Source organism: Streptomyces sp. NPDC031445, from assembly GCF_055581365.1.
Genome location: NZ_JBVIJO010000011.1, coordinates 142,162 through 164,763 on the forward strand (window position 1 = coordinate 142,162; position 22,602 = coordinate 164,763).

At 71.5% G+C, this 22,602-nt stretch carries 20 protein-coding genes and 1 riboswitch; of the genes, 7 read left to right on the top strand and 13 right to left on the bottom strand.

Translation table 11 applies throughout. The features are described 5' to 3' along the window. Nucleotides 1-98 precede the first annotated feature (98 nt). Nucleotides 99-228, bottom strand: a riboswitch (cobalamin riboswitch). Nucleotides 229-274: 46 nt separating this feature from the next. Further along, nucleotides 275-781 (bottom strand): GNAT family N-acetyltransferase, encoded by a 507-nt coding sequence (locus ACZ5DC_RS27160; RefSeq protein ID WP_468656916.1) that lies wholly within the window; start codon nt 779-781, stop codon nt 275-277. Between the two features lie 154 nt (nt 782-935). Between ACZ5DC_RS27160 and ACZ5DC_RS27165 the strand changes: the two genes are divergently transcribed. Next, nucleotides 936-4,556: an NACHT domain-containing protein gene (locus tag ACZ5DC_RS27165; protein WP_468656917.1), complete on the top strand. Its 3,621-nt coding sequence runs from the start codon at nt 936-938 to the stop codon at nt 4,554-4,556. A 20-nt stretch (nt 4,557-4,576) separates the two neighbouring features. On the opposite strand, the gene mctP is transcribed toward ACZ5DC_RS27165, so the two are convergent. The 5 genes from mctP to ACZ5DC_RS27190 form a co-directional block, all read right to left on the bottom strand. Further along, on the bottom strand, nt 4,577-6,205 hold the full coding sequence (gene mctP, locus ACZ5DC_RS27170) for a monocarboxylate uptake permease MctP (protein WP_468656919.1): 1,629 nt from the start codon (nt 6,203-6,205) through the stop codon (nt 4,577-4,579). Further along, nucleotides 6,202-6,465: a DUF3311 domain-containing protein gene (locus ACZ5DC_RS27175; RefSeq protein ID WP_366759281.1), complete on the bottom strand. Its 264-nt coding sequence runs from the start codon at nt 6,463-6,465 to the stop codon at nt 6,202-6,204. The genes mctP and ACZ5DC_RS27175 overlap by 4 nt, the downstream gene beginning before the upstream one ends. Before the next feature lie 137 nt (nt 6,466-6,602). After that, on the bottom strand, nt 6,603-7,364 hold the full coding sequence (locus tag ACZ5DC_RS27180; RefSeq protein ID WP_366751982.1) for a GntR family transcriptional regulator: 762 nt from the start codon (nt 7,362-7,364) through the stop codon (nt 6,603-6,605). 212 nt (nt 7,365-7,576) lie between these two features. Then, nucleotides 7,577-8,362 (bottom strand): glucosamine-6-phosphate deaminase, encoded by a 786-nt coding sequence (gene nagB / locus ACZ5DC_RS27185; RefSeq protein WP_366751981.1) that lies wholly within the window; start codon nt 8,360-8,362, stop codon nt 7,577-7,579. Between the two features lie 139 nt (nt 8,363-8,501). Continuing rightward, nucleotides 8,502-9,254 carry an SDR family oxidoreductase gene (locus tag ACZ5DC_RS27190; RefSeq protein ID WP_468656922.1) on the bottom strand — a complete coding sequence of 251 codons (753 nt, stop codon included), beginning with the start codon at nt 9,252-9,254 and terminating at the stop codon, nt 8,502-8,504. A 93-nt stretch (nt 9,255-9,347) separates the two neighbouring features. Between ACZ5DC_RS27190 and ACZ5DC_RS27195 the strand changes: the two genes are divergently transcribed. Next, the gene (locus ACZ5DC_RS27195; protein ID WP_468656924.1) at nt 9,348-9,977 is read left to right on the top strand and encodes a TetR/AcrR family transcriptional regulator; all 630 of its coding nucleotides are present in this window, start codon (nt 9,348-9,350) and stop codon (nt 9,975-9,977) included. 324 nt (nt 9,978-10,301) lie between these two features. Beyond that, nucleotides 10,302-11,777 carry a sensor histidine kinase gene (locus tag ACZ5DC_RS27200; protein ID WP_366751977.1) on the top strand — a complete coding sequence of 492 codons (1,476 nt, stop codon included), beginning with the start codon at nt 10,302-10,304 and terminating at the stop codon, nt 11,775-11,777. Between the two features lie 218 nt (nt 11,778-11,995). On the opposite strand, the gene ACZ5DC_RS27205 is transcribed toward ACZ5DC_RS27200, so the two are convergent. After that, nucleotides 11,996-12,253, bottom strand: coding sequence for a WhiB family transcriptional regulator (locus tag ACZ5DC_RS27205; protein WP_003992873.1), 258 nt, complete (start codon nt 12,251-12,253; stop codon nt 11,996-11,998). A 321-nt stretch (nt 12,254-12,574) separates the two neighbouring features. Then, on the bottom strand, nt 12,575-13,543 hold the full coding sequence (locus tag ACZ5DC_RS27210) for a diacylglycerol/lipid kinase family protein (RefSeq protein WP_468656926.1): 969 nt from the start codon (nt 13,541-13,543) through the stop codon (nt 12,575-12,577). 137 nt (nt 13,544-13,680) lie between these two features. On the opposite strand from ACZ5DC_RS27210, the gene ACZ5DC_RS27215 reads away from it, so the two are divergent. After that, nucleotides 13,681-14,142 carry a hypothetical protein gene (locus tag ACZ5DC_RS27215; RefSeq protein WP_468656928.1) on the top strand — a complete coding sequence of 154 codons (462 nt, stop codon included), beginning with the start codon at nt 13,681-13,683 and terminating at the stop codon, nt 14,140-14,142. A 62-nt stretch (nt 14,143-14,204) separates the two neighbouring features. Here the strand turns inward: ACZ5DC_RS27215 and ACZ5DC_RS27220 are convergent, their stop codons facing one another. The 3 genes from ACZ5DC_RS27220 to ACZ5DC_RS27230 all read right to left on the bottom strand — a co-directional run bounded on the left by ACZ5DC_RS27220 (nt 14,205) and on the right by ACZ5DC_RS27230 (nt 16,316). After that, nucleotides 14,205-15,314 (bottom strand): RNA polymerase sigma factor SigF, encoded by a 1,110-nt coding sequence (locus ACZ5DC_RS27220; protein ID WP_468656930.1) that lies wholly within the window; start codon nt 15,312-15,314, stop codon nt 14,205-14,207. A 17-nt stretch (nt 15,315-15,331) separates the two neighbouring features. Then, the gene (locus tag ACZ5DC_RS27225) at nt 15,332-15,748 is read right to left on the bottom strand and encodes an ATP-binding protein (RefSeq protein WP_171152933.1); all 417 of its coding nucleotides are present in this window, start codon (nt 15,746-15,748) and stop codon (nt 15,332-15,334) included. Between the two features lie 307 nt (nt 15,749-16,055). After that, nucleotides 16,056-16,316 carry a UBP-type zinc finger domain-containing protein gene (locus tag ACZ5DC_RS27230; protein ID WP_356118227.1) on the bottom strand — a complete coding sequence of 87 codons (261 nt, stop codon included), beginning with the start codon at nt 16,314-16,316 and terminating at the stop codon, nt 16,056-16,058. Between the two features lie 61 nt (nt 16,317-16,377). Between ACZ5DC_RS27230 and ACZ5DC_RS27235 the strand changes: the two genes are divergently transcribed. After that, nucleotides 16,378-17,961, top strand: coding sequence for a Na+/H+ antiporter (locus ACZ5DC_RS27235; protein WP_468656932.1), 1,584 nt, complete (start codon nt 16,378-16,380; stop codon nt 17,959-17,961). Here ACZ5DC_RS27235 and ACZ5DC_RS27240 read toward each other — a convergent pair. Then, nucleotides 17,958-18,878 carry a 1-aminocyclopropane-1-carboxylate deaminase/D-cysteine desulfhydrase gene (locus ACZ5DC_RS27240; protein ID WP_468656934.1) on the bottom strand — a complete coding sequence of 307 codons (921 nt, stop codon included), beginning with the start codon at nt 18,876-18,878 and terminating at the stop codon, nt 17,958-17,960. The genes ACZ5DC_RS27235 and ACZ5DC_RS27240 overlap by 4 nt on opposite strands. 117 nt (nt 18,879-18,995) lie before the next feature. Beyond that, nucleotides 18,996-19,589, bottom strand: a complete 594-nt coding sequence (locus ACZ5DC_RS27245; protein ID WP_468656936.1) for an N-acetylmuramoyl-L-alanine amidase — start codon at nt 19,587-19,589, stop codon at nt 18,996-18,998. 298 nt (nt 19,590-19,887) lie between these two features. Here ACZ5DC_RS27245 and ACZ5DC_RS27250 point away from each other — a divergent pair, with 298 nt between their 5' ends. Next, on the top strand, nt 19,888-21,294 hold the full coding sequence (locus tag ACZ5DC_RS27250; protein WP_468656938.1) for a family 2B encapsulin nanocompartment shell protein: 1,407 nt from the start codon (nt 19,888-19,890) through the stop codon (nt 21,292-21,294). A 112-nt stretch (nt 21,295-21,406) separates the two neighbouring features. After that, on the top strand, nt 21,407-22,552 hold the full coding sequence (locus ACZ5DC_RS27255) for a family 2 encapsulin nanocompartment cargo protein polyprenyl transferase (protein WP_468656940.1): 1,146 nt from the start codon (nt 21,407-21,409) through the stop codon (nt 22,550-22,552). Nucleotides 22,553-22,602 lie beyond the last annotated feature (50 nt).

A 22,602-nucleotide genomic window follows, 5' to 3' on the forward strand; every position in this document is an offset into this window, starting at 1 on the left:
GGGCCTGGCGGGAGGCAGGGGCAGTCACGAGCGCGCACGGCGTCGCGTCCACCGGCCCATTCCACGAGGCCCGGACGTCAGAACCACCCGGGCCTGGACGGCCGGGTGCACCGCCGGCAGGTCTTCGGACTCGACACGCGTGCGGGGGCACACGGGTACACCGTTGCGGGACAGTTCCGGATTCGCACCGGATTCCCCTGCGACGACAGCGAGGACGAGCATACATCTAGTGCCGGGCTGCCATGTCACCCCCAGATGTAGTGTCGGCCCGGCCTCAGAGGGTCAACTCGTACGCGAGGAGCGTGAGGTCGTCCCGGCCCGGGAGGGGATTCCAGTCCCGCTCGGGGGCGCGGACGAAACCGAGGCGGGTGTAGACGCGGTGGGCGCTGTGCATGGTCCGCTGAGTGGAGAGGACCACGCGCACGCAGCCCTCGGTGGCCCGCCCGCGCTCGACGCAGGCCCGCACCAGCGCCTCCCCCACGCCCCGGCCCCGGGCCGCGGGGGCGACCGCGAGCATCCTGATCTCCGCCTCCCCCGGGCCGGCGATGTCGGTCATGGGGCCGCCGGAGCGGACGAAGGTGACCCCGCCGAGGAGCACGCCGTCGCGGACGGCCACGAGGACGTCCGCGGCGGCGGCCCGCTTCGCCACGTCCCTCAGCTCGCCGAGGTACCAGCCGCTCTCGTCGAAGGCGAGGAGGCCGTCACGGACATAGGCCCCGGCGGTGATCTCGCCCAGGTCGTCGTACTCGCCGGGAGCTGCCCGCCGGATCACGAAGTCCATGACACCGAGTCTGCCCGAGGGGCGCGGCGCGGATTCCCGGGGATCCGCGGCGGTCGCCTGCCGGGTTGCGGGGCGGAATGCCCATGTTTTCATGGAAACAGGTGCTGTGTGGGGTCCTCCGTGCCGAAAGCTGGTCTCGGAAGGAGAACGCACCATGACGAGAATCGTCCGTCACCCACCGGGCAAGGAGCGACCACGCAACGCGCCGATGGCGACGCTGTACGGGCGACGGGCGTGGTGCCGGGGCAGGCGGTTCCTCCTGGGCTACTGGCACCACCTGACCATCAGATCGGAAGCCCGGCTCGACACCACCCGCCCCCGCAAGTGGCGCAGATGGGCCTCGTACACCAACGCGAACCGGGTCGTGTGGGCCCTTGCCGCCCTCGCCGTCCTGGCGTGGGCCGGAGAGGGCGTGTACATCCTGATCTCGCACCACACGACGCGGTTCGAGACGTGGCGGAACGGCAACCAGGGCTTCGACGACGTTCTCCGCTTCGTCGGTCCGGTGCTCTCCGCTTCGATCGCCGCCGCCCTCTTCCTGTTCTTCTGGTACTGGTGGACCAAGCGGCGCTACCTCGCGAAGGCGCGCAGGCACCCCCGCGATCTGGTGCCCACCGCCGGCCCCGACATCGCCGAGATCGTGGGCCGCGAGGAGATCGCCCGGGTCATCGCCCAGCGGCTGCGGCAGCGTGAGACCCGCAGGCCCTATGTGCTCGTCGGCGGTGTGGGCACGGGCAAGACGGCCGTCCTGGTGCGGCTCACCGAACTGCTCGCCCGGCAGCACGCCGTGCCCGTGCCGATCCGGCTGCGGGACGCCACCGGCGCCGATCTGAACTTCGAGCGCATGGCCAGGGAACGGTTCGCCGAGGAAGCACCCCGCGGCATCCTCGCCCGCACCAAGAACGACCGGGTCTGGCAGCAACTGCTCGCCGACGACAAGGTGGTCGTCCTCGCCGACGGCCTGGAGGAGGCGGTCCTCGACGAGCGCCTCCAGGAGGACAGGGACAACATCATCCGCAGGGCCATCGAGTGCGCCCACGAGGACAAGCTGCCGCTCGTCATCGCGTCGCGGCCGCACAGCCCGCTGGAGAGCACCCCCGCCGCGATCGTGGAGCTGGAACCGCTCAGCGAGGAGGAGGCGCTGTACTTCGTCGAGGCCCGGATCCCGGAGACGGACGAGCGCCGCGTGGACTGGATCGTGGAGACCGCGGAGGTCACGGAGTCGCCCATCTACCTGCAGATCGCCCGCGAACTGCACCACCACGGCGGCCTGGAACGCGACCGTCCGCGCGAGGACAGGGACCGGCTGGACACCCGGAGCTGGGACCGCAGCACACTGCGGCTGTGGCTGCTGGAGACATGGGATCTCGCGGTGCGGGAGGGCCGGCTGCGCGGGGACGTCGAGCTGAACCCGCGGGAGCGCGGCGACACGCTGGAGGTGGTCTCGGCGCTCGCCTGCGTCGGACTGCTCCAGGACAAGCTGGAGGTCTGCTTCACCGAGCTGCTGGGCGACGCCGTACACCCCGGTCCGGCGCGGCGGACCCGGGCCAGGGCGGGGCACCTGTGGGCCGGGAGACCCGGTTTCCACCACTACGACGAGCGAGCCAACGTCTTCTCGGAGTGGCACCGGCAGCGGATCTGGGACACGCTCTGCGGCCATCTGAGCCAGGAACAGAGAGAGCGTCTGACCCAGGGCGACCTGTGCCAGTGCCAGAGCGCGCTCGCCCACCTGGCGGCCAACGCGAACAGGCTCCAGTTGGTGGAGAGCTTCGAGAAGAGGGTGCGCTTCCCCCACAGCATCATGCAGGCCTACTTCGGCTTCCGTCTGCTGCGGCACCTCGACGAGCGCGACGCCGGCGAGCTGATCGAGCAGGCGCTGCGGCCGCCGGGCCCCAGCCGTGAACTGCTCATCGCCGCGGTGCTGCACTCCCGCCACCGGGTGGCGAGGCTCTCGGCCGGGGGAGGCAGTCTCGGGGCCGAGTGGCAGAAGACCCGGACCGAACTGCTGCGCCGCGCCCCCCTGTACGGCCACCCCCTGGCCCGGCGGCTCTTCGTGGCCGCCAACCACCGTGCGAACGACCCCAAGGCCCTCGACCTGTACGCGGCGGCCCTGGAGGTCGACAGCGTGGAACGCCGGTCACGGCTGCTGTACGACATCGTCGAGCGGGTGCACAGCCGCTGGCCCGGCATCCAGGGCGACCGCCGCACCGTCGAGGACGCGAAGCTGGCCCTGCTCAAGCAGCTCGGCACGGCACTGCGCGCGGCCTCGGAGCAGACCGACACCATGCCGCTGTACGACCACCTCTTCCACCTCGGCAAGGTGGAGCCCTCGCACTCCGTACGCCTGGCGGTCGCCCAGGAGTTCGGCAGCGGCGGCAACGACGCGTTCGCCTTCATCCGGGAGAAGATCGGCCTGGACACCGACCCCGTCAGGGAGTACGACAAGGCGGTCGGCCGGCTGAGAGCCGACAAGAGGGACCGGTACCAGGACTGGACGGAGCGGATGCGGAAGGCGCTGGCCGACCGCGCTCCCTCGCGGAACGCGTCACCGGCGGAGGTCGACCGGCTCCAGGAGGAGCGCAAGGAGATCAAGCGGCAGTACCGCACGGCCCGTATCGAGCTGTGCAGGGAGTTCATGATGCGGGCCTGGATGCTCCCCATGCTCCTGGGCTCCGTCGACGACGCCCACCGCGACGAGGCCCGGGACCGCCTGACCAAGTGGCTGCGCCACCTCGATCCGAAGGACACCCACGGCAGCCCTGACCTGCCCCTCCTGCTGGAGGCCGCGCTGGCCCAGGGCTTCAAGTTCGCGGCCAACCGGCGCAAGCGTCACCCGTACTCCTACCCGGGCAGCCGGGCCGACCTGATCCGGCAGGCGGAGACCGTGCTGCAGCAGTCCCGCTGCTGGTACACGCAGGTGATGCTGCTTCAGGCGCTGTGCCTGTGGGAGCTCCCGGACAGCGTCGGCCGCCATGAGCAGGACGCGGACAGCGCGGTGTGGCGGGAGGACGACGCCGACGGTTCCGGCGAGCCGTCCCGGGCGATCGGCGGGTGCAACGCGGTGCAGACGGTGCAGCGCTGGCTGTCGATGGCGGGCACGGTGAACCCCGCGCCCGCAGGGCCCGGCGGCGACGGCGACGCGCCCCGGCGGGTGCTGCACCCGTTCGTCGCCGAGGCGGGCGACCTGGTGGCCATGGCACTGGAGACCGGGCAGCCCGAACGGTTCCTCTGGATGGACGAGAAGACCGTCACCGACAACATCGGCTCGCGCACCGGGAACAACCGCGGCTACCGCAAGCACAACCTGTGGATCCCGCCCTCCGCCGGCTGGAGCACCCTCGACGGGCGCGCCCAGCGCCTCGTCGCCGACGTGCTGATCATGCTGAACCTGATCGAGCGGGACGGGTATCCGAGCGAGGTCGAGGAGCGCATGGCCCGTGCCGAGCGCCCCGGCATGCCGCTCCCGCCGTGCATCGGCACGGACCGCGAGCCGCTGCGGCCCGGTCTGCGGCCCGGCACCTCCGCCCCGCCCCCGCCGGGCAGCGCCTGTCTGCCGGACTGCAAGTTCCAGCTGTGCCCGTACCCGCCCCGGGGCGGGGTGCCCCGGGGCGAGATCCGCGAGCCCTTCTGCCGCCAGCAGCAGGTCCTGCTGCCCGGCCCGATACGCCGGAAGCTGCCCCGGACCGTGCACAGGAAGACACCGCCCTGGGTGAGCATGCGCGTGCGCGAACTGGACGGCTTCTGGGACGCGATGGCCGGGCGCACACGCGACTGAGCGCCCGGCCGGGACGCTGACTAGTGAGCGCTGTCCGCGGTGGCCGGGGGAAGTTCCACCTGGACACCGGGGTCGCCTGCGTCCGCCGTGTAGTCCTCCGGCTTGGTCTCGTCGACGCCCTCGGGAGCCTTGACGGCCTTCAGGACGAAGGTGAGGACGACGGTGACCAGGACGTTCAGGACGAACGCGGTGAGGCCGATGTAGCCGATCTCCCCGATGCCGGGGATCTCCTTGGCGTTGCCGCCGAAGTGCTTCTGCGTCGGCGAGGCGATGCCGTAAGCCGCGGCCGTGCCGTAGATCATGCCGACCGCCCAGCCGGCGAGCAGTGCCCAGCGGTGGAACCAGCGGGTGAACAGGCCGCCCACCAGCGCCGGGAAGGTCTGCAGGATCCAGATGCCGCCGAGGAGCTGGAAGTTGATGGCGACCGTCTTGTCCATGGTGAGGACGAAGACCAGCGCGCCGACCTTCACCAGCAGCGAGACCAGCTTGGAGACCTTGGTCTCCTGCTCCGCCGTCGCGTCGGGCTTGATGAAGTCCTTGTAGATGTTGCGGGTGAAGAGGTTGGCCGCCGCGATGGACATGATCGCCGCCGGGACCAGCGCGCCGATGCCGATCGCCGCGAACGCCACGCCCGCGAACCAGTCCGGGAACATGTCCTCGAACAGCTGAGGGATCGCCAGCTGGCCGTTGGTGACCTTCACGCCGGCCGCGATCGCCATGAAGCCCAGCAGCGCCAGCAGCCCGAGCATGAGGGAGTACAGCGGCAGGATCGTGGTGTTGCGGCGGATCACCTCACGGCTCCTGGACGACAGGGTCGCGGTGATCGAGTGCGGGTACATGAACAGCGCCAGCGCGGAGCCGAGGGCCAGGGTGGCGTACGTCCACTGGCTCGCCTCGGCGGGAGCCAGTGCCCCGCGTGGCTTGTGGGTGGCCGGGTTCACCTGGCTGAACGCCTGGCCCGCCTTGGCGAAGATGTCGTCGAACCCGCCCAGCTTGATCGGGATGTAGATGATCGCCACCGCGATGACGAGGTAGATCAGGCCGTCCTTGACGAACGCGATCAGCGCGGGGGCGCGCAGACCGGACGAGTAGGTGTAGGCGGCCAGCACGCCGAAGGCGATGAGCAGCGGCAGGTCCTTCACGAACCAGTTGGTGTTCTCGCCGCCGCCGACGCCCATCACGTCCAGCACCGCCTGGATGCCGACGAGCTGGAGCGCGATGTACGGCATCGTCGCCAGGATGCCGGTCACCGCCACCGCCAGCGACAGGCCCTTCGAGCCGAACCGGCCGCGCACGAAGTCGGAGGTGGTGACGTACCCGTGGCGGTGCGAGACCGACCACAGACGGGGCAGGAACGTGAAGATCAGCGGGTACACCAGGATCGTGTACGGCACCGCGAAGAAGCCGGACGCGCCCGCCGCGTAGATCGCCGCCGGGACGGCGACGAAGGTGTACGCCGTGTACAGGTCGCCGCCCAGCAGGAACCAGGTGACCCAGGTGCCGAAGGACCGGCCGCCCAGACCCCACTCGTCCAGGGACTGCTCGTTCTCGGCCCTGCGCCAGCGCGCGGCCAGGAAGCCCATGACCGTGACGGCCAGGAAGAAGAAGATGAAGACGCCGAGCGCGACGCCGTTGACGCCGTCCTTCACTTCACCGCACCCCCGTTCGTGTCCTTGCGGGCACGCTGGTCACGCTGCCACAGCTTGTACGCCAGCATGGTGAGCGCGGTGGAGATCAGCACCCAGAGCATCTGGTACCAGTAGAAGAACGGGATTCCGATGAACGCGGGATCCGTCTTGGCGTACGAGCCGACCCACAGCATCGCCACGAAGGGCGCGACGAGACACAGGGCGATGACCACCCTGACCGGTGTCACCACCGGTGGCCTCACTTCAGGCGTTTCGGACATGCCACGGCTCCGTCCCCTCGCTGATCACCTGTGTAATGCGCAGGCAATCTAGGTGACGGTGTCCCGGGAGTGGAAGACCTCGTCCGCATATCGGTATATCGATTCAGCGAACATGCCGGGCGCCGGCCGGCCGGCGCCTAGTCCACCGGCCGCTTGAGCCGCGCCACGAACTTGTACCGGTCCCCCCGGTACACCGACCGCACCCATTCCACCGGCTTGCCCTCGCGGTCCAGCGAGTGCCGGGAGAGCATCAGCATCGGCAGGCCCACGTCGGTGCCGAGCAGCCCCGCCTCGCGCGGTGTGGCCAGGGAGGTCTCGATGGTCTCCTCGGCCTCGGCGAGGTGGACGTCGTAGACCTCGGCGAGCGCGGTGTACAGGGAGGTGTACTTCACCAGCGAGCGCCGGAGGGCCGGGAAGCGCTTGGCCGACAGGTGGGTGGTCTCGATCGCCATCGGCTCGCCGTTGGCCATGCGCAGCCGCTCGATGCGCAGCACGCGCCCGCCGGCCGTGATGTCGAGCAGCTCGGCGAGCCGGTCGTCGGCGGTGACGTACCCGATGTCCAGCAGCTGCGAGGTCGGCTCCAGGCCCTGGGCGCGCATGTCCTCCGTGTAGGAGGTGAGCTGCAGCGCCTGGGAGACCTTGGGCTTGGCCACGAAGGTGCCCTTGCCCTGGATGCGCTCGAGCCGCCCCTCCACGACCAGCTCCTGCAGCGCCTGGCGCACCGTGGTGCGGGAGGTGTCGAACTCGGCGGCCAGCGTGCGCTCGGGCGGGACCGGGGTGCCCGGCGCCTGCGTCTCCGTCATGTCGAGCAGGTGCTTCTTCAAGCGGTAGTACTTCGGCACGCGCGCGGTACGGGTGGTGCCGGCCTCGTTCTCCGCACTGCTGACGTCGGTGCTCATGCTCTGCCTTCCCGGCTCCGGATGCCGAAAGCGACCGACAACCCCATCGGCCACGGCTCACATCGTGGCACGGGTTGTCGTCTCAGCACTCCACCCGCACGCTCCGTGATCTCCTCTATATACCGTTGCGCCCGCTGTTGGTCTAGTCCAACGGGAGGGCAAGCTCGGCGGGCCCGCCGGGCCGGGGCCGCCCTCCCCTCGGGCGCTGCGGGTCAGATGCCCTGCCAGTCCGGCTTGTTTGCGTACGTGTGCCGGAAGTAGTCGGCCAGCTTCAGCTTGGAGGCGGCGGCCTCGTCGGCGACCACCGTCGCGTGCGGGTGGAGCTGGAGCGCGGAGGCCGGGCAGACGGCCGCGACGGGGCCCTCGACGGTCGCCGCGACCGCGTCCGCCTTGCCCTCGCCGGTCGCCAGCAGCACCAGGTGGCGGGCCTCCAGGATCGTCCCGATGCCCTGGGTGATGACGTGGTGCGGGACCTGCTCGATGTCGCCGTCGAAGAAGCGGGCGTTGTCGACACGGGTCTGCTCGGTCAGCGTCTTGATCCGGGTGCGCGAGGCGAGCGAGGAGCACGGCTCGTTGAAGCCGATGTGCCCGTCGGTCCCGATGCCGAGCAGTTGCAGGTCCACGCCGCCGGCCCCGGCGAGCGCGCGGTCGTACGCCTCGCACGCCGCCTGGACGTCCTCGGCCGTGCCGTCCGGTCCCATGAACGCGTCCATGTCTATGCCGAGCGGCTCCAGCACCTCGCGGCGCAGCACCGAGCGGTAGGACTCGGGGTGGTCGGCGGGCAGCCCCACGTACTCGTCGAGCTGGGCGATCCGCGCCCGCGAGACGTCCACGGCGCCGGAGCGCACCTTGGCGGCCAGTGCCTGGTAGACGGGCAGCGGGGTGGAGCCGGTGGCCACGCCGAGCAGGGCGCCGGGCTTGCGTCGCAGCAGCTGTGCCATGGCCTCGGCGATCAGTTCGCCGCCCGCCGCGGCGTCCGGAACGATGACAACTTCCACGCTGGGCCTGCCGTTCTGAAGAGGGCTCTGTGCGTCTCTAGGTGGTTTAGACCAATCTAACAGTATCGGTGTTCGAGAGCGCGGGAAAGACGGGAGGGCGGAGAGGCGGGGAGGGCGGGAAGGCCCCGGGGGGGGGGTGTCAGGTGAGGGAGCCTCCCGTCGCGTCCAGCCAGTGCCCGGTGACCCAGCGGCCGTCCTCAGAGACCAGGAAGGCGACCACGTCGGCGATGTCCGCCGGCGTGCCCACCCGGCCCAGCGCCGAGTACGCGGCCGCCCGCTGCCACGCCTCGTCGCTCGCGCGCAGCCACGGGGCGTTGACGTCGGTGTCCACGATGCCGGGCGCCACCGAGTTAACCGTGATCCCGCGGGGGCCGAGCACCTTGGACAGGTCCCGGGTGAAGACGTCCAGGGCCGCCTTCGTCATCGCGTACCCCATCAGGTCGGGCATCGCCGCGGTCCGGGAGAGGCCGGACGATATGGCCACCACCCGCCCGCCGTCCCGCAGCCGCTCCGCCCCGAGCCGGGTGAGGAAGAACGGGGCCTTCACGTTCACCGCGAAGAGCCGGTCGTACTCCTCCTCGTCGGTCTCCGCGAACGGGCGGGTGGTGCCGATGCCCGCGTTGTGCACCAGGATGTCCAGTCCGTCCGCGTGCCGGTCGAACTCCGTCCACAGCCGCTCGGCGTCCCCGGGCGTCCCCAGCTCCACCCCGAGCGGGAACGCCGATCCGCCGGCCGCCCCGATCGCCGCGACCGTCTCCTTCGCCGCGGTCTCGTCGCGCCCGTAGTGCACCGCCACCCGCGCCCCGTCGCGTCCCAGCCGCTCGGCGATCCCTCGTCCGATGCCCCGGCTCGCGCCCGTGACCAGCGCCGTCTTCCCCGTGAGCACGCCCATGTCCGCCCCTCCGGATTTGTCTAGCGGTCGTTACAGAAAAACCGTACACCACCTCGCCGACCATTTTCTAGGGGCCGTTATAAAATGGTCCCCATGACGACGGGTCAGGACACGCGGGCACAGGGCGGCACGGGCCGGACGCGGGGCCGGCCGCGCTCCTTCGACCGGGCCACCGCGCTGGAGAAGGCGCTGATGGCCTTCTGGGAGCGGGGGTACGAGGCCACCTCGGTCTCCGACCTCACCCGGCTCATGGGCATCGGCGCGCCCAGTCTGTACGCGGCCTTCGGCGACAAGCGGACCCTCTTCGACGAGGTCGTGCGGGTCTACGCCGGCTCGCACGGCGCCTTCACCGACCGCGCCCTCGCCGAGGAGCCCACGGCCCGGGCGGGTGTCGCCCGCATGCTCCGCGAGGCCGCCGCCGAGTACACCGACCCCGGCCACCCGCACGGCTGCCTGATCGTCCACGCGGCCACCAACTGCACCAGCCCCGAGGTGGAGGCGCTGCTGCGCGACATGCGCAACGCGAGCATCGCCGCGGTCGAAGCCCGGATCCGGGCGGACATCGCCGCCGGGCTGCTGCCGGCCGGCACCGACGCCGCCGCCCTCGCCCGGCACACCGGCGCGATGATCCAGGGCATGTCCCAGCAGGCCCGCGACGGCGCACGCCGGGAGGAACTGGAAGCACTCGCGGAAATTGCCCTGTCCATCTGGCCCCACGACTGACCGGCGCGGGCTAGGCTGCGTGGCATCGCGTGCCGGTGCCCCTCGCGGCGCGGACGCCTCCACACCATGGACACGCCGTCGTGGTCTAGTCCACAATCGAGAACAGCACGCTTCCGCCCTCCCCGCACAGGAAGGCGGATCGAGGAACCGGCGCTCTCTGCCCTGACTGCCCCGGCTCCTCGGCCTTCGGCCGACCGGGACCGCACACCCCACGGCCGATGATGCTCCGGGCTGCGGTGCCGGGAGGGTTGAGGGTCCCTTCCAGGCGCCGCGGCCCGCGGGTGTTTTTCGGCCACCCGCGAGGCCCCGGGTACGCTCGCAGACGTGCCCTCCATGAACGAACTCGTACGCCAGCACACCGCCCTCGACGACTCCGACCTCGAGTGGCTCCACCTGCTGGTCTCGGAGTGGCAGCTGCTCTCCGACCTCTCCTTCGCCGACCTGGTGCTGTGGGTCCCCACCCGGGACGGCACCCGGTACGTCTCGGTCGCCCAGATGCGCCCCAACACCGGCCCGACCTCCTACCAGGACGACATGGTCGGCCACCTGGTGCCGCGCGGCCGGCGGCCCATGCTGGACGCGGCCCTGGACGAGGGCCGGATCGTGCGCGAGGGCGACCCGGAGTGGCGCGAAGAGGTGCCCGTACGGGTCGAGTCCATCCCCGTACGGCGTGAGGGCCGCGTCCTCGGCGTGATCGCACGGAACACCAACCTGCTCACCGTGCGCACCCCCAGCCGCCTGGAGCTGACCTACCTCCAGAGCGCCTCCGACCTCGCGCAGATGATCGCGGCCGGCGCCTTCCCGTTCCCGAACCAGCAGGTCGACATGGACGCCTCCCCGCGCGTCGGCGACGGCCTGATCCGGCTCGACGCGGACGGCATCGTCCAGTACGCCTCCCCGAACGCCCTGTCCGCCTACCACCGGCTCGGCCTCGCCGCCGACCTCGTCGGCCACCACCTCGGCCAGACGACCGCCGAACTCGCCCCGACCCGGGGGCCGGTGGACGAGGCACTGGCCAAGGTGGCGAGCGGCTGGGCACCGCGCGAGTTCGAGATCGAGGCGCACGACGGGGTCATCCAGTTCCGGGCCATCCCGCTCAAACCCAAGGGCACGCGCATCGGTTCGCTCGTGCTGCTCCGGGACGTCACCGAACTGCGGCGCCGCGAGCGTGAGTTGATCACCAAGGACGCCACCATCCGGGAGATCCACCACCGGGTGAAGAACAACCTCCAGACGGTCGCCGCGCTGCTCCGGCTCCAGGCCCGGCGCATCGAGTCCGAACGCGGCCGGGAGGCGCTGGAGGAGGCGGTCCGCCGGGTCGGCTCCATCGCGATCGTGCATGAGACGCTGTCTCAGAACCTGGACGAACGCGTGGAGTTCGACGAGATCGCCGACCGGGTGCTGGCGATGGTCGCCGAGATCTCGCCGGGCAAGGTGACCGGCCGGCGCAGCGGACGGTTCGGCATACTCGACGCCGAGGTCGCCACCCCGCTGTCCATGGTCCTCACCGAGGTCCTGCAGAACGCCCTGGAGCACGGGTTCCGCGAGGGCGACACCGGCACGGTCGAGGTGTCCGCGGTGCGCGGCGGCACCACCAAGGAGGCTCGGCTGCTGGTCACCGTCCAGGACGACGGGGTCGGCCTGCCCGAGGGCTTCGACCCGCACCGCTCGGGCAACCTCGGCCTGCAGATCGTGCGGACGCTGGTGGAGGGCGAGTTGGGCGGCTCGTTCGACATGGTGCCGGCGCCGGAGCGCGGGACGCGGGTGATCCTCGACATCCCGGTGCGGGCCCAGAAGTGAACCGACGGACCCGGTGCGGCAAAAAGCCCCGGACCTTCTTCGGTCCGGGGCTGTCGCTCGTTGCTGCTTTGCTTCTCTTGCGATGGGGGTCCCCCCGGCTCGAGCGTAGCCGAGAGTTGGGGGAGCATCGGGGGAACTGCGCGCTGCGGCTCGGGGGCGGGAGATGCGTACGTGCTGTGCGCGCCGCCAAGCTCAGGCTGTCAGCAGGGGTGGGTATGTCAGGCGGAGGCCTGACGAGCCCGGTTGCGGGCGGCGCGGCGCTTCATGGCGCGGCGCTCGTCCTCGCTGAGACCACCCCAGACGCCGGAGTCCTGACCGGACTCGAGCGCCCACTGCAGACACTGCTCGATCACCGGGCAGCGACGGCAGACGGCCTTGGCTTCCTCGATCTGCAGCAGCGCAGGACCGGTGTTGCCGATGGGGAAGAAGAGCTCGGGGTCTTCCTCGCGGCAAACGGCGTTGTGACGCCAGTCCATGGCTGCTACCTCTCCTTGGTATTACGTGCAAGTTGCTTGTGAATGTGAACGCTTTCACGAATCCCTCAACAAGTGAAGGGCCGACCGCCGAGTCTTCACCCGGCGTGGTCCTGTGTTTGAAGAGGGGTTCTGGTGATCAGCGGAGGCCGGTGTTGCGGGCCGTCCCGATCGCCACGTAGAGACTCGCAAACCTCAGCGGCGGATACAACCCCTTCCGGAAGATTTTTTTTGATTCCTCGGTGTCGACTAGGTCACAGCCGTACTTCCATGGGGTGGACCCTGGCCTAAACGTTCGAGTGAAAGGACTTTCGCCCGTTCCGCTCACACAATCACACGCAGTGCACGGCGTACGCCTGTGAACGTCACGCTCGTACGCAGCCCGAGATGGTCACCGTCCATCTGGAGGGGCAGGGGCGCCTTCGAATGCAAGGTGAACTGGTCCAGGTCGTGCAGGGAGACGGCGTGCTTCCCCTGCGGTCCCCGCTCGGGGGACGAAGTGAGCAACTGGGTGCCATACCGGGCAACCGCGGCGGTGGACAGCCGGCTGAGACCGAGCACGTCGATGCCCGTATCGAACGAGGCCTTAGGCGACGTGTACATCGGGCGATTGCCGAGATACGTCCACGGGGACGTGTTCGAGACTATGGCGACGACCAGGTCCTCGATCGGGTCCGCGCCGGGCTGTTCGAGCGTGATCGTGCCGTGCCGGCGGTTCGGCTCACCGAGGAACTGCCGGACCACCTGACGGACGTACAGCGCGTGCGTCGACTTCTTCCCGCGCTCGCGCTGCTGCTCGACCCGGCCCACCACGCCCGCGTCGAAGCCGAGTCCGGCGTTGAAGGTGAACCAGCGGGCCGGCACCGCCTCGTCCTCGGTGCCCGGGGTGCCCGAGGTCAGGCCGAGGCCGACGACCCGCTCGGTGCCGTCGCGCAGCGCGTCCAGCAGGGCCCCGGTGGCCTCGACGGGGTCGTTGGGCAGGCCCAGCGCGCGGGCGAAGACGTTCGTGGAGCCGCCCGGGACCACGGCGAGACCGGGGAGGCGGTCCGGGGCGGGGCCGGCGTGCAGGAGGCCGTTGACGACCTCGTTGACCGTGCCGTCGCCGCCGAGCGCCACCACCAGGTCGATGTCGTCGCTCTCCGCCGCCTGCCGGCCGAGGTCGCGCGCGTGGCCGCGGTACTCGGTGGTGACCGCCTCCAGCTTCATCTCGCTGGCCAGCGCATGGATCAGTACGTCACGTCTGCGTGCGCTTGTGGTGGTTGCCGCCGGATTGACCACGAGAAGTGCACGCATGGATGGCAGCGTACCTACTGGGGGGTACTCGGCCCAGACCGAGTTAGGGATCCGGTAAGAGACCGGGGCGTGAGCCTGGACACTCGCGGGGCGCGGGGCGCGGCAGCGCGCCGGAGGGGGAGGGCTACCCTGCTGGGGTGAGCAGTCAGCAGAATCCCGCCCCGCACACCGCCGAAGCCGCCACGGCCGACCCGGCCGCCGGGCCGCGCCCGCGCCGGCTGACGTACGCGGCGGTGCTGGCCGCGCTGGAGGGCACGGCGCTGGTGGCCGGCGGCCTGTGGGTGCTGGTGCTCGGGCTCACCGGTGACCCGGACGACCGGCAGCAGGCCGTGACCCTGGGCATCACCCTGGTCGTCCTCGCGCTGCTGCCGCTGCTCGCCGCGCGCGGTCTGCTGCTGCGGCGCGGCTGGAGCCGGGGGCCCGCGCTGATCACCCAGCTCATGGCCCTGCCCGTGGCCTACAACCTGCTCCGGGCCGACAGCGTGGCCATTCCGGCCGGTATCGCGCTCGCGCTCGTCGCCGTGGCGGCACTGGTGCTGCTCGTCAACGGCGAGACGACCCGGGCCCTCGGGATCAAGGGACCGGGCCGGGGCGAGTAGGGCTCACCGGGCGGGACCGGCCGCGCACAAGGGGCCGCGCCGAGCGGGGTCCCACCGCTTGCTCATTCCTCCACGAGGAGCTTCTCGCGGAGCTGGGCCAGCGTGCGGGCCAGCAGGCGCGAGACGTGCATCTGGGAGATGCCGACCTCCTGCGCGATCTGCGACTGGGTCATGTTGCCGAAGAAGCGCAGCAGCAGGATCCGCTTCTCGCGCGGCGGGAGGTCCTCCAGCAGCGGCTTGAGGGACTCGCGGTACTCCACGCCCTCCAGCGCCTCGTCCTCGGCGCCCAGGGTGTCGGCGACCGCCGGTGACTCGTCGTCGGTGTCGGGGACGTCCAGGGACAGCGTGGAGTACGCGTTCGCGGACTCCAGGCCCTCCAGAACCTCCTCCTCGGAGATGGCGAGCTTCTCGGCCAGCTCGTGGACCGTCGGGGAACGGCCGTGCAGCTGGGACAGCTCGGCCGTCGCGGTGGTCAGCGCGAGCCGCAGCTCCTGGAGCCGGCGCGGCACGCGGACCGCCCAGCCCTTGTCGCGGAAGTGCCGCTTGATCTCGCCGACGACGGTCGGTGTGGCGTAGGTGGAGAACTCCACGCCACGCTCGGGGTCGAACCGGTCGACGGACTTGATGAGACCGATGGTGGCGACCTGGGTGAGGTCGTCCAGCGGCTCGCCGCGGTTGCGGAACCGGCGTGCCAGGTGCTCCACGAGCGGCAGGTGCATACGGACCAGCTGGTTGCGCAGCTCCGCGTACTCCGTGCTGCCCGCCGGCAGCGCGCGCAGCTCGACGAACTTCGCCCGCGCCCCGCTGCGGTCCGGGGCGTCGTGCTGCACGGCCTGTACGGCCTCCGTGCCCAGCGCGTCGTCCTCGGCGTATCGCTCGTGCTCGCTCATCGTCCCGCCCGTAGCCCTTCCCCGAGCCCTGGCCCCCGCGCGGACGGCGGGTCCGGCGCCGCCGCGCGCCTTCGGCGGCGTGCCCGTGGCACCGTCACCGCCGGCCGGCGCGGAGTCGTCCTCCGGGTGCGGTCTGGCCTGCTCGGGGATGCCGTCGATGCCGTCCGCCATGCGCCGGGAACCGTCCCGGGGGCCTGCCCCGGCGGTCTCGGCGTCGCCCGACCAGGAGGCACCCCCGTCCCCGGTCGGCAGCTCCCGTGTGCCGCGCTCTTCGTCCCGCACCGGCCCGTCCCCGTTCCTCACGCCGGCCCGGGGCCGGCGCCACGCTGTTTGTAGAGACTGATCGACACCGTCTTGTCCTCGTCCACGGCGGACGAGACCTTGCCCGCGAGGGCCGACAGCACGGTCCAGGCGAAGGTGTCCCGCGAGGGGGCGTGGCCGTCCGTGGTCGGCGCCGACACCGTGACTTCCAGTGAGTCGTCGACGAGCCGGAAGACACAGCTGAGCACCGAGCCGGGCACGGCTTGCTGGAGCAGGATCGCGCAGGCCTCGTCCACGGCGATGCGCAGGTCCTCGATCTCGTCCAGGGTGAAGTCCAAGCGGGCCGCGAGACCGGCCGTGGCCGTCCGCAGCACCGACAGGTAGGCACCCGCAGCCGGCAGCCGGACTTCCACGAAGTCCTGGTTCGACGCGGGCTCGCCTGCGATCTGGGACACCCTCACCTCCATGGTGGTACAAGCTTTACGGGGCCGAGGGTCGCCCCCCGGGGTAACGCGTGAGTGGTTCAAGCGGTGACGCTATCGCGCTCCGAACGTTTCTGTCCCCGGGACCCCAACCCCCTGGCGTCACTCACAGTAAAGCTGTGGATACGCTCCGTGTCTAGGGGGTTCGCGGGCCCAAATGGGAAGAGCGCGCGCCGGGTTGACGTACCCAGACGTCAGACGCTCGAACCGTCGTGCGGCAGCCGCCGCATGCAGTGTCACACGAGAACGCGGTCGGACGGGACGCTCCGGGGGAGAACGCTCAGACGAGTACGTGGTCCACGAAGCACCACCGCCAGTCCTCGCCGGGCTCGAACGTCCGCATCACCGGGTGACCGGACTGCGCGTGGTGCTCCGTCGCGTGCCGTGCCGGCGAGGAATCGCAGCAGCCGACGTGGCCGCAGGTGAGGCACAGTCGCAGCTGGACCGGGTTCGTGCCGTCCCGCAGGCACTCCGGACAGGTCTCGTCGAGCGGCTCCGGTTCGGGGTGCGGCAGCGCGTCGGCGTGCGTGCACTGTTTCATGATTGCCAGATTACGACGGTTGTGCGGGTTGCCGCGCGAAAGACGAGGGTGGGCGAGGACCATGGACGTGATGCCGCTGCTGTTGCTGGTGGCGGGCAGTGCCGTGGTGGCCGCGGCGGCGCGGCGCACCCCGGTGCCGGCGCCCCTGCTGCTGGTCGCGGTCGGTCTGGCGGTGTCCTACATCCCGGGTGTGCCGTCCTACACCCTCGATCCGCACATCGTCCTGCCGCTGCTGCTGCCCCCGCTGCTGTACACGTCGGCGAGCGACAGCTCCTACCTCGGCCTGCGGGCGCAGATGCGGCCGGTGGCGCTGCTCTCGGTGGGATACGTGCTCTTCGCGACCGTCGTGGTCGGCTGGGCCGCGTACATGATCATCCCCGGTCTTTCGCTGACCGCCGCGCTGGTGCTGGGCGCGGTGGTGGCGCCGCCGGACGCGGTCGCCGCCACGGCGGTCGCGCGCCGGGTGGGCCTGCCGTCCCGGATCACCACCGTCCTCCAGGGCGAGTCCCTGCTGAACGACGCCACGGCGATCACCGCCTACAAGGTGGCGCTCGGCGCCGCCGTCGGGGAGGGGGCCACCTGGGCGGGCGGCATCCGCGAGTTCGCGCTCGCCGCGGTCGGCGGTGTCGGGATCGGCCTGCTCCTCATGGCGCCCCTGCACTGGCTGCGCACCCACCTGACCGAGCCCCTCCTGCAGAACACGCTCTCCCTGCTCATCCCGTTCGTCGCCTACGGGGTCGCCGAACAGGCGCACGCCTCCGGGGTGCTCGCGGTGGTGGTCGTCGCCCTCTACCTCGGCCACCGCGCGTGGGAGGTCGACTTCGCCACCCGCCTCCAGGAGGGCGCGGTGTGGAAGATGGTCGCCTTCGTGCTGGAGTCCGCGGTGTTCGCCCTGATCGGCCTGCAACTGCCGATCGTCCTGAAACGGCTCGGGGAGTACGAGGGCGTCTCCGCCGCCTGGTACGCGGTCGCCGTCTTCCTGGTCGTGGTCGTGGCCCGGTTCGTCTGGGTCTACCCGGCCACCTTCCTGCCCCGCGTCCTGTCGAAGCGTGTCGCGCAGCGCGAACAGAACCCCACCTGGCGGGGCGCGATGGTCACCTCGTGGGCCGGCATGCGCGGTGTCGTCTCCCTGGCCATCGCCTTCGCCGTCCCGCCGACCATGCCCGCCGGCCCGCGCAACCTGATCCTCTTCCTGACCTTCACCACCGTCATCGGCACCCTCGTCGTGCAGGGCGTGACGCTGCCGCCGCTGATCCGGCTGCTGAAGTTCCCCGGCCGCGACCGGCAGGCCGAGACGCTCGCCGAGGCCAACGCCCAGGCCCAGGCCTCCCGGGCCGCCGAGGCCCGGCTCGACGAACTCCTCGCCGACGAGCGCAACACCCTGCCCGAGCCCCTCGCCGACCGGCTCCGCATGGTCCTGGAGCGCCGCCGCAACGCCGTCTGGGAACGCCTCGGGCAGGTCAACCCGATCACCGGCGAGTCCGTCGACGACACCTACCGGCGGCTGTCCCGCGAGATGATCGGCGCCGAGCGGGAGGTCTTCGTCAGGCTCCGCGACCTGCGCTACATCGACGACGAGATGCTGCGCGCCCTGCTCAGACGCCTGGACCTGGAGGAGGCGGCGGCCTACCGGGAGGCCGGTTAGCGCTCCGGGGCGGCCGGCGCGGGTTCCGGGAACGGCCGTCCGGTGACGACGGCGGCGATCGTCGTCCCGCGCGCGAGGGCGTTCTCCTCCGCCAGGGCGGCCAGTCCGAACAGCAACTTGGCCACATAGAGACGCTCCACGGCCAGCCCGTGCCGCTGCTCGAAGTCCTGTGCGAACGCCTCCAGTTCCGGTGTCGTCCGGGCGTAACCGCCGCAGTGGAAGCGGTCGTCCAGGGACCAGGCGCCGCTGCGGGCGCCGAAGGCACGTTCCTGCAGCGCCTGTACGTCAGCCTCGAGGAAGCCGCCCTTGAGGACCGGTACGCCGAGCGCGCGCTGGCCGGCCGCGAGTCCGGCGGCGAGGCCGGCGAGGGTGCCGCCGGTGCCGCAGGCGACCGCGACGACGTCGGCCCGGCCGCGCAGTTCCGTGCCGAGGGCACGGCAGCCGCGTACCGCCTCGGCGTTGCTGCCGCCCTCGGGCACGACGTACGCGTCCTCGGCGCCGGCCGCGCGCAGGATCCTGGCCAGGGTCTCCGGTTCGGTCTTGCGGCGATATGTCGATCTGTCGATGAAGTGCAGCCGCATGCCGTCGGCCGCGCACCGGGCCAGGGACGGGTTGAGGGGGCGGCCGGCCAGCTCGTGGCCGCGGACCACGCCCGTGGTCGGCAGGCCCAGCAGGCGGCCCGCGGCGGCGGTGGCCCGCAGGTGGTTGGAGTAGGCCCCGCCGAAGGTGACCAGGGGGCGACCCCGGGCCGCCGCGATGTTGGGCACCAGCTTGCGCCACTTGTTGCCGATCAACTGCGGGTGGATGAGGTCGTCCCGCTTGAGCAGCAGCCGGAGCCCGCGACGCTCGAACCGGGCGTCCCGCACCTCGTGCAGGGGCGAGGGGAGGCGGGGGCTGAGCGGGCCGGGGCTGGTCACGGCTTCATTGTCGCCGGTACGGCGGCCGGGCGGGGGCGGGGCCGCCCACCGGCCCCACACCGGCATCGGCGGCCAACCACCGGCCAGCCGCGTCACCAGCCTGTCCGGACGGCACACCTAGTCCTTCAGCCGTTCCCGCACCCGCTCCCGCAGCCAGGACATCTCGAAGCCCCGGGGATCCACCTTCCCCGGCTGCCACTCCCGGTGGCCGATGACCGACCGTTCCGTCCACCCGTGGTGCCGGCACACCGCGGCGGCGACCCGTTCGACCGCCTCCAGCTGTGCGTCCGGCCAGGGATCCTCCCCGTCGCCGAGGTTCTCGCACTCGAAGCCGTAGAAGTGCCGGTTGCCGTCGGTGTTCGCCTCGTCGTCCGGCGGCAGCCCCTTCTCGGCGATCACCGCGCGCAGCACCTCGTCGTCCCCGAGGCCGGCGTGGTTGGCGCGGCCGTAGCCGACCAGGTGGACCGTGCCGTCCTTGGTGATCACGCCGTGGCACAGCGGCCCCGGCAGGTCCGGGTGACCGTCCCGGCACAGCTCCACCGTGCGCGCGCCGCCCCTGGTCACCGTGTGGTGGATCATCACGCCGTGGACCGGCCCCCAGGGGCCCTTGTGATTGCGGTTGTGGTTCCGCCAGTCGCCGACCTCGACGACCGTGACGCCTTCCGCCCTGAGCGCGTCCAGGAAACCGCTCGCCGACATGGGTGGGGCCATGCCCGACTCCTTCGTGCCGTGCCCGTGCGGCCGCCGGTCGCGGCCGCCGGATGTCCTGCCCGCTTCTACCGAAACCGGACGTCCCGTGACACATCGTTCGTATGGTGTGCGAGCCGATCCGGACAGACGGGGCATGCCCCGCGGGCCGCGGCGAGATCCCCCACCGTGCCCACTAATCCGATGATCCATTCCCGCTCTTTCGGGTAATGGCGCGCACACGCACCGTGCTGGGACGCTCGATGCGAGACCGATGCCCGGCGCACTTCGGTACCGGGCATACATGGGAGGGCATTTCTCTATGTCGGTAGGCGAAGAGGTCCGCACGGATCAGGGCAGGCCGCAGCAGTCCCTCGGGACGGCGGCCGCGCGGAACCTGGCCACCACCACCAAGTCTGTTCCGCAGATGCAGGAGATCAGCTCCCGCTGGCTGCTGCGCACGCTTCCCTGGGTGGACGTCCAGGGCGGCACGTACCGGGTGAACCGGCGTCTGACGTACGCCGTCGGCGACGGCCGGATCACCTTCGTGAAGACCGGCAACCAGGTGGAGGTCATCCCGAACGAGCTGGGCGAGCTGCCGGCCCTGCGGTCGTACGAGGACGAGGAGGTGCTGTCCGAACTGGCCCGCCGCTGCCGCCAGCGCGACTTCGCGCCCGGCGAGGTGATCGCCGACTTCGGCAACCAGGCGGACGAGGTCTACCTGCTCGCCCACGGCCGGGTGGAGAAGGTCAGCACGGGTCCCTACGGCGACGACGCCGTCCTCGGTGTCCTCGCCGACGGCGCCTACTTCGGCGACCAGGCGCTGGTCGACCCGGAGGCGATCTGGGAGTACACCGTCCGCGCGGACACCTCGACCACGGTGCTGATCCTCAGCCGCCAGGACTTCCAGCAGGTCGCGGAGCGCTCCGACTCGCTGCGCGCGCACCTGGAACGGCTGCGCTCGATCCCCGCGCAGCGGACCAACAAGTACGGGGAGAAGGAGGTCGAGCTGGCGGCCGGCCACTCCGGCGAGCCCGACATCCCGCACACCTTCGTGGACTACGAGCCGCGGCCGCGCGAGTACGAACTGAGCATCGCCCAGACCGTGCTGCGCATCCACTCGCGCGTGGCCGACCTCTACAACCAGCCGATGAACCAGACCGAGCAGCAGCTGCGGCTCACGGTCGAGGCGCTGAAGGAGCGCCAGGAGCACGAGCTGGTGAACAACCCGGAGTTCGGTCTGCTCAGCAACTGCGAGTACGACCAGCGGATCCAGCCGCACGACGGCGTGCCGAGCCCGGACGACCTGGACGAGCTGCTCAGCCGCCGCCGCGGCACCAAGCTCCTGCTCGCCCACCCGCGCGCCATCGCCGCGATCGGGCGCGAGCTGAACAAGCGGGGACTGGTCCCGGAGACCATCGACATCGCCGGCAACCGCATCCCCACCTGGCGCGGGGTGCCGATCTACCCGTGCAACAAGATCCCGATCAGCGAGGCCCGTACGACCTCGATCATCGCCATGCGTACCGGCGAGGCCGACCAGGGCGTCATCGGCCTCAGGCAGTCCAGCATCCCGGACGAGATCGAGCCGAGCCTGTCCGTCCGGTTCATGGGCATCAACGAGCAGGCCATCATCAAGTACCTGGTGACGGCGTACTACTCGGCCGCGGTCCTGGTGCCCGACGCCCTCGGCGTGCTGGAGAACGTCGAGATCGGCCGATGGAGGTGACGTTTCCGCACGTCGAGGCCGTGTCCCCGCCCCCCGGGGCGGGTAGGCCCTCGGGGTACGCGTCCGGCCGGGCCGGTGACGACGTACTCCGCGGTCCTGGTGAGGGGGAGGCATGGCCGAGTTCATGACGGAGACCGAACAGCGTTCCTCCGGGGTGCCGCGTCCCGGCACCCCGGGGGAGCCACCGCAGGAGGCCGGGGGCGGCGGCGCCGGTCCGCTCGAAGGGCACGAGGCGGCGGCCCAGCTGGAGCGCGCCCGGAAGCTGGTCGACCCGGAGCTGCGCGCGGCCGTGGGATCGCTGCCCGCCTCCATGTGCCGGATCGCGAGCTACCACTTCGGCTGGCAGCACGCCGACGGCACCCCGGCGGCGGGCAACGCGGGCAAGGCGATCAGACCCGCCCTCGTGCTGGCGGCCGCCGCCGCGCTCGGCGGTCCGGCGGCCCGGGGGGCGGCCGTCCGGGCGGCGGCGGCGGTCGAACTGGTCCACAACTTCACGCTGTTGCACGACGACGTGATGGACCGGGACACCACCCGCCGCCACCGGCCGACGGCCTGGACCGTGTTCGGCGACGCCGACGCGATCCTCGCCGGGGACGCCCTCCAGGCGCTGGCCCTGCGGCTGCTCGCCGAGGACCCGCACCCGGCCTCCGTGCCGGCCGCGGCCCGGCTCGCGGCCTGTGTCGTGGAGCTGTGCGAGGGCCAGCACGCCGACACCGACCTGGAGCGGTGCGCGCCGGACGCGGTCACCCTGGACGAGGTGCTCGCGATGGCCGAGGCCAAGACCGGCGCCCTGCTGGGCTGTGCCTGCGCGCTCGGCGCGCTGTACGCGGGCGCGGGTGAGGAGGAGGTGGCCGCGCTGGACGGCTTCGGCCGGCAGGCCGGGCTCGCCTTCCAGCTCATCGACGACGTCATCGGCATATGGGGAGACCCGCGGCACACCGGCAAACCGGCCGGCGCGGATCTCGCCGCCCGCAAGAAGTCCCTGCCGGTGGTGGCGGCGCTCACCTCCGGCACCCCGGCGGCGGCCGAACTCGCCGCGCTGTACGGGACGCCGTACCGCGAGGAGGAGGCGGAGGCCGGGGAGATCGCGCGTACGGCGCTGGCGGTGGAGCGGGCCGGCGGCCGGGACTGGGCGCAGGCCGAGGCAGCGGACCGGATGGCCCGGGCCATGCAGGAGCTGGCCCGCGCGGTCCCCGATCCGGAGGCGGCGGGCGGTCTGCTGGCGCTCGCCGAGTTCGTGACCCGGCGCACCAACTGAGGGCCGCCCGTCCCGGCGGCCGAGCAGAACCCGGAGCCCCCGGGCCCGTG

Bases quoted from the DNA above. Each gene is read 5' to 3' on its own strand.
- ACZ5DC_RS27160 (WP_468656916.1), bottom strand. From the start codon at position 781: ATGGACTTCGTGATCCGGCGGGCAGCTCCCGGCGAGTACGACGACCTG.
- ACZ5DC_RS27165 (WP_468656917.1), top strand. From the start codon at position 936: ATGACGAGAATCGTCCGTCACCCACCGGGCAAGGAGCGACCACGCAAC.
- ACZ5DC_RS27175 (WP_366759281.1), bottom strand. From the start codon at position 6,465: ATGTCCGAAACGCCTGAAGTGAGGCCACCGGTGGTGACACCGGTCAGG.
- ACZ5DC_RS27180 (WP_366751982.1), bottom strand. From the start codon at position 7,364: ATGAGCACCGACGTCAGCAGTGCGGAGAACGAGGCCGGCACCACCCGT.
- ACZ5DC_RS27190 (WP_468656922.1), bottom strand. From the start codon at position 9,254: ATGGGCGTGCTCACGGGGAAGACGGCGCTGGTCACGGGCGCGAGCCGG.
- ACZ5DC_RS27195 (WP_468656924.1), top strand. From the start codon at position 9,348: ATGACGACGGGTCAGGACACGCGGGCACAGGGCGGCACGGGCCGGACG.
- ACZ5DC_RS27205 (WP_003992873.1), bottom strand. From the start codon at position 12,253: ATGGACTGGCGTCACAACGCCGTTTGCCGCGAGGAAGACCCCGAGCTC.
- ACZ5DC_RS27210 (WP_468656926.1), bottom strand. From the start codon at position 13,543: ATGCGTGCACTTCTCGTGGTCAATCCGGCGGCAACCACCACAAGCGCA.
- ACZ5DC_RS27230 (WP_356118227.1), bottom strand. From the start codon at position 16,316: ATGAAACAGTGCACGCACGCCGACGCGCTGCCGCACCCCGAACCGGAG.
- ACZ5DC_RS27235 (WP_468656932.1), top strand. From the start codon at position 16,378: ATGGACGTGATGCCGCTGCTGTTGCTGGTGGCGGGCAGTGCCGTGGTG.
- ACZ5DC_RS27245 (WP_468656936.1), bottom strand. From the start codon at position 19,589: ATGGCCCCACCCATGTCGGCGAGCGGTTTCCTGGACGCGCTCAGGGCG.
- ACZ5DC_RS27250 (WP_468656938.1), top strand. From the start codon at position 19,888: ATGTCGGTAGGCGAAGAGGTCCGCACGGATCAGGGCAGGCCGCAGCAG.
- ACZ5DC_RS27255 (WP_468656940.1), top strand. From the start codon at position 21,407: ATGGCCGAGTTCATGACGGAGACCGAACAGCGTTCCTCCGGGGTGCCG.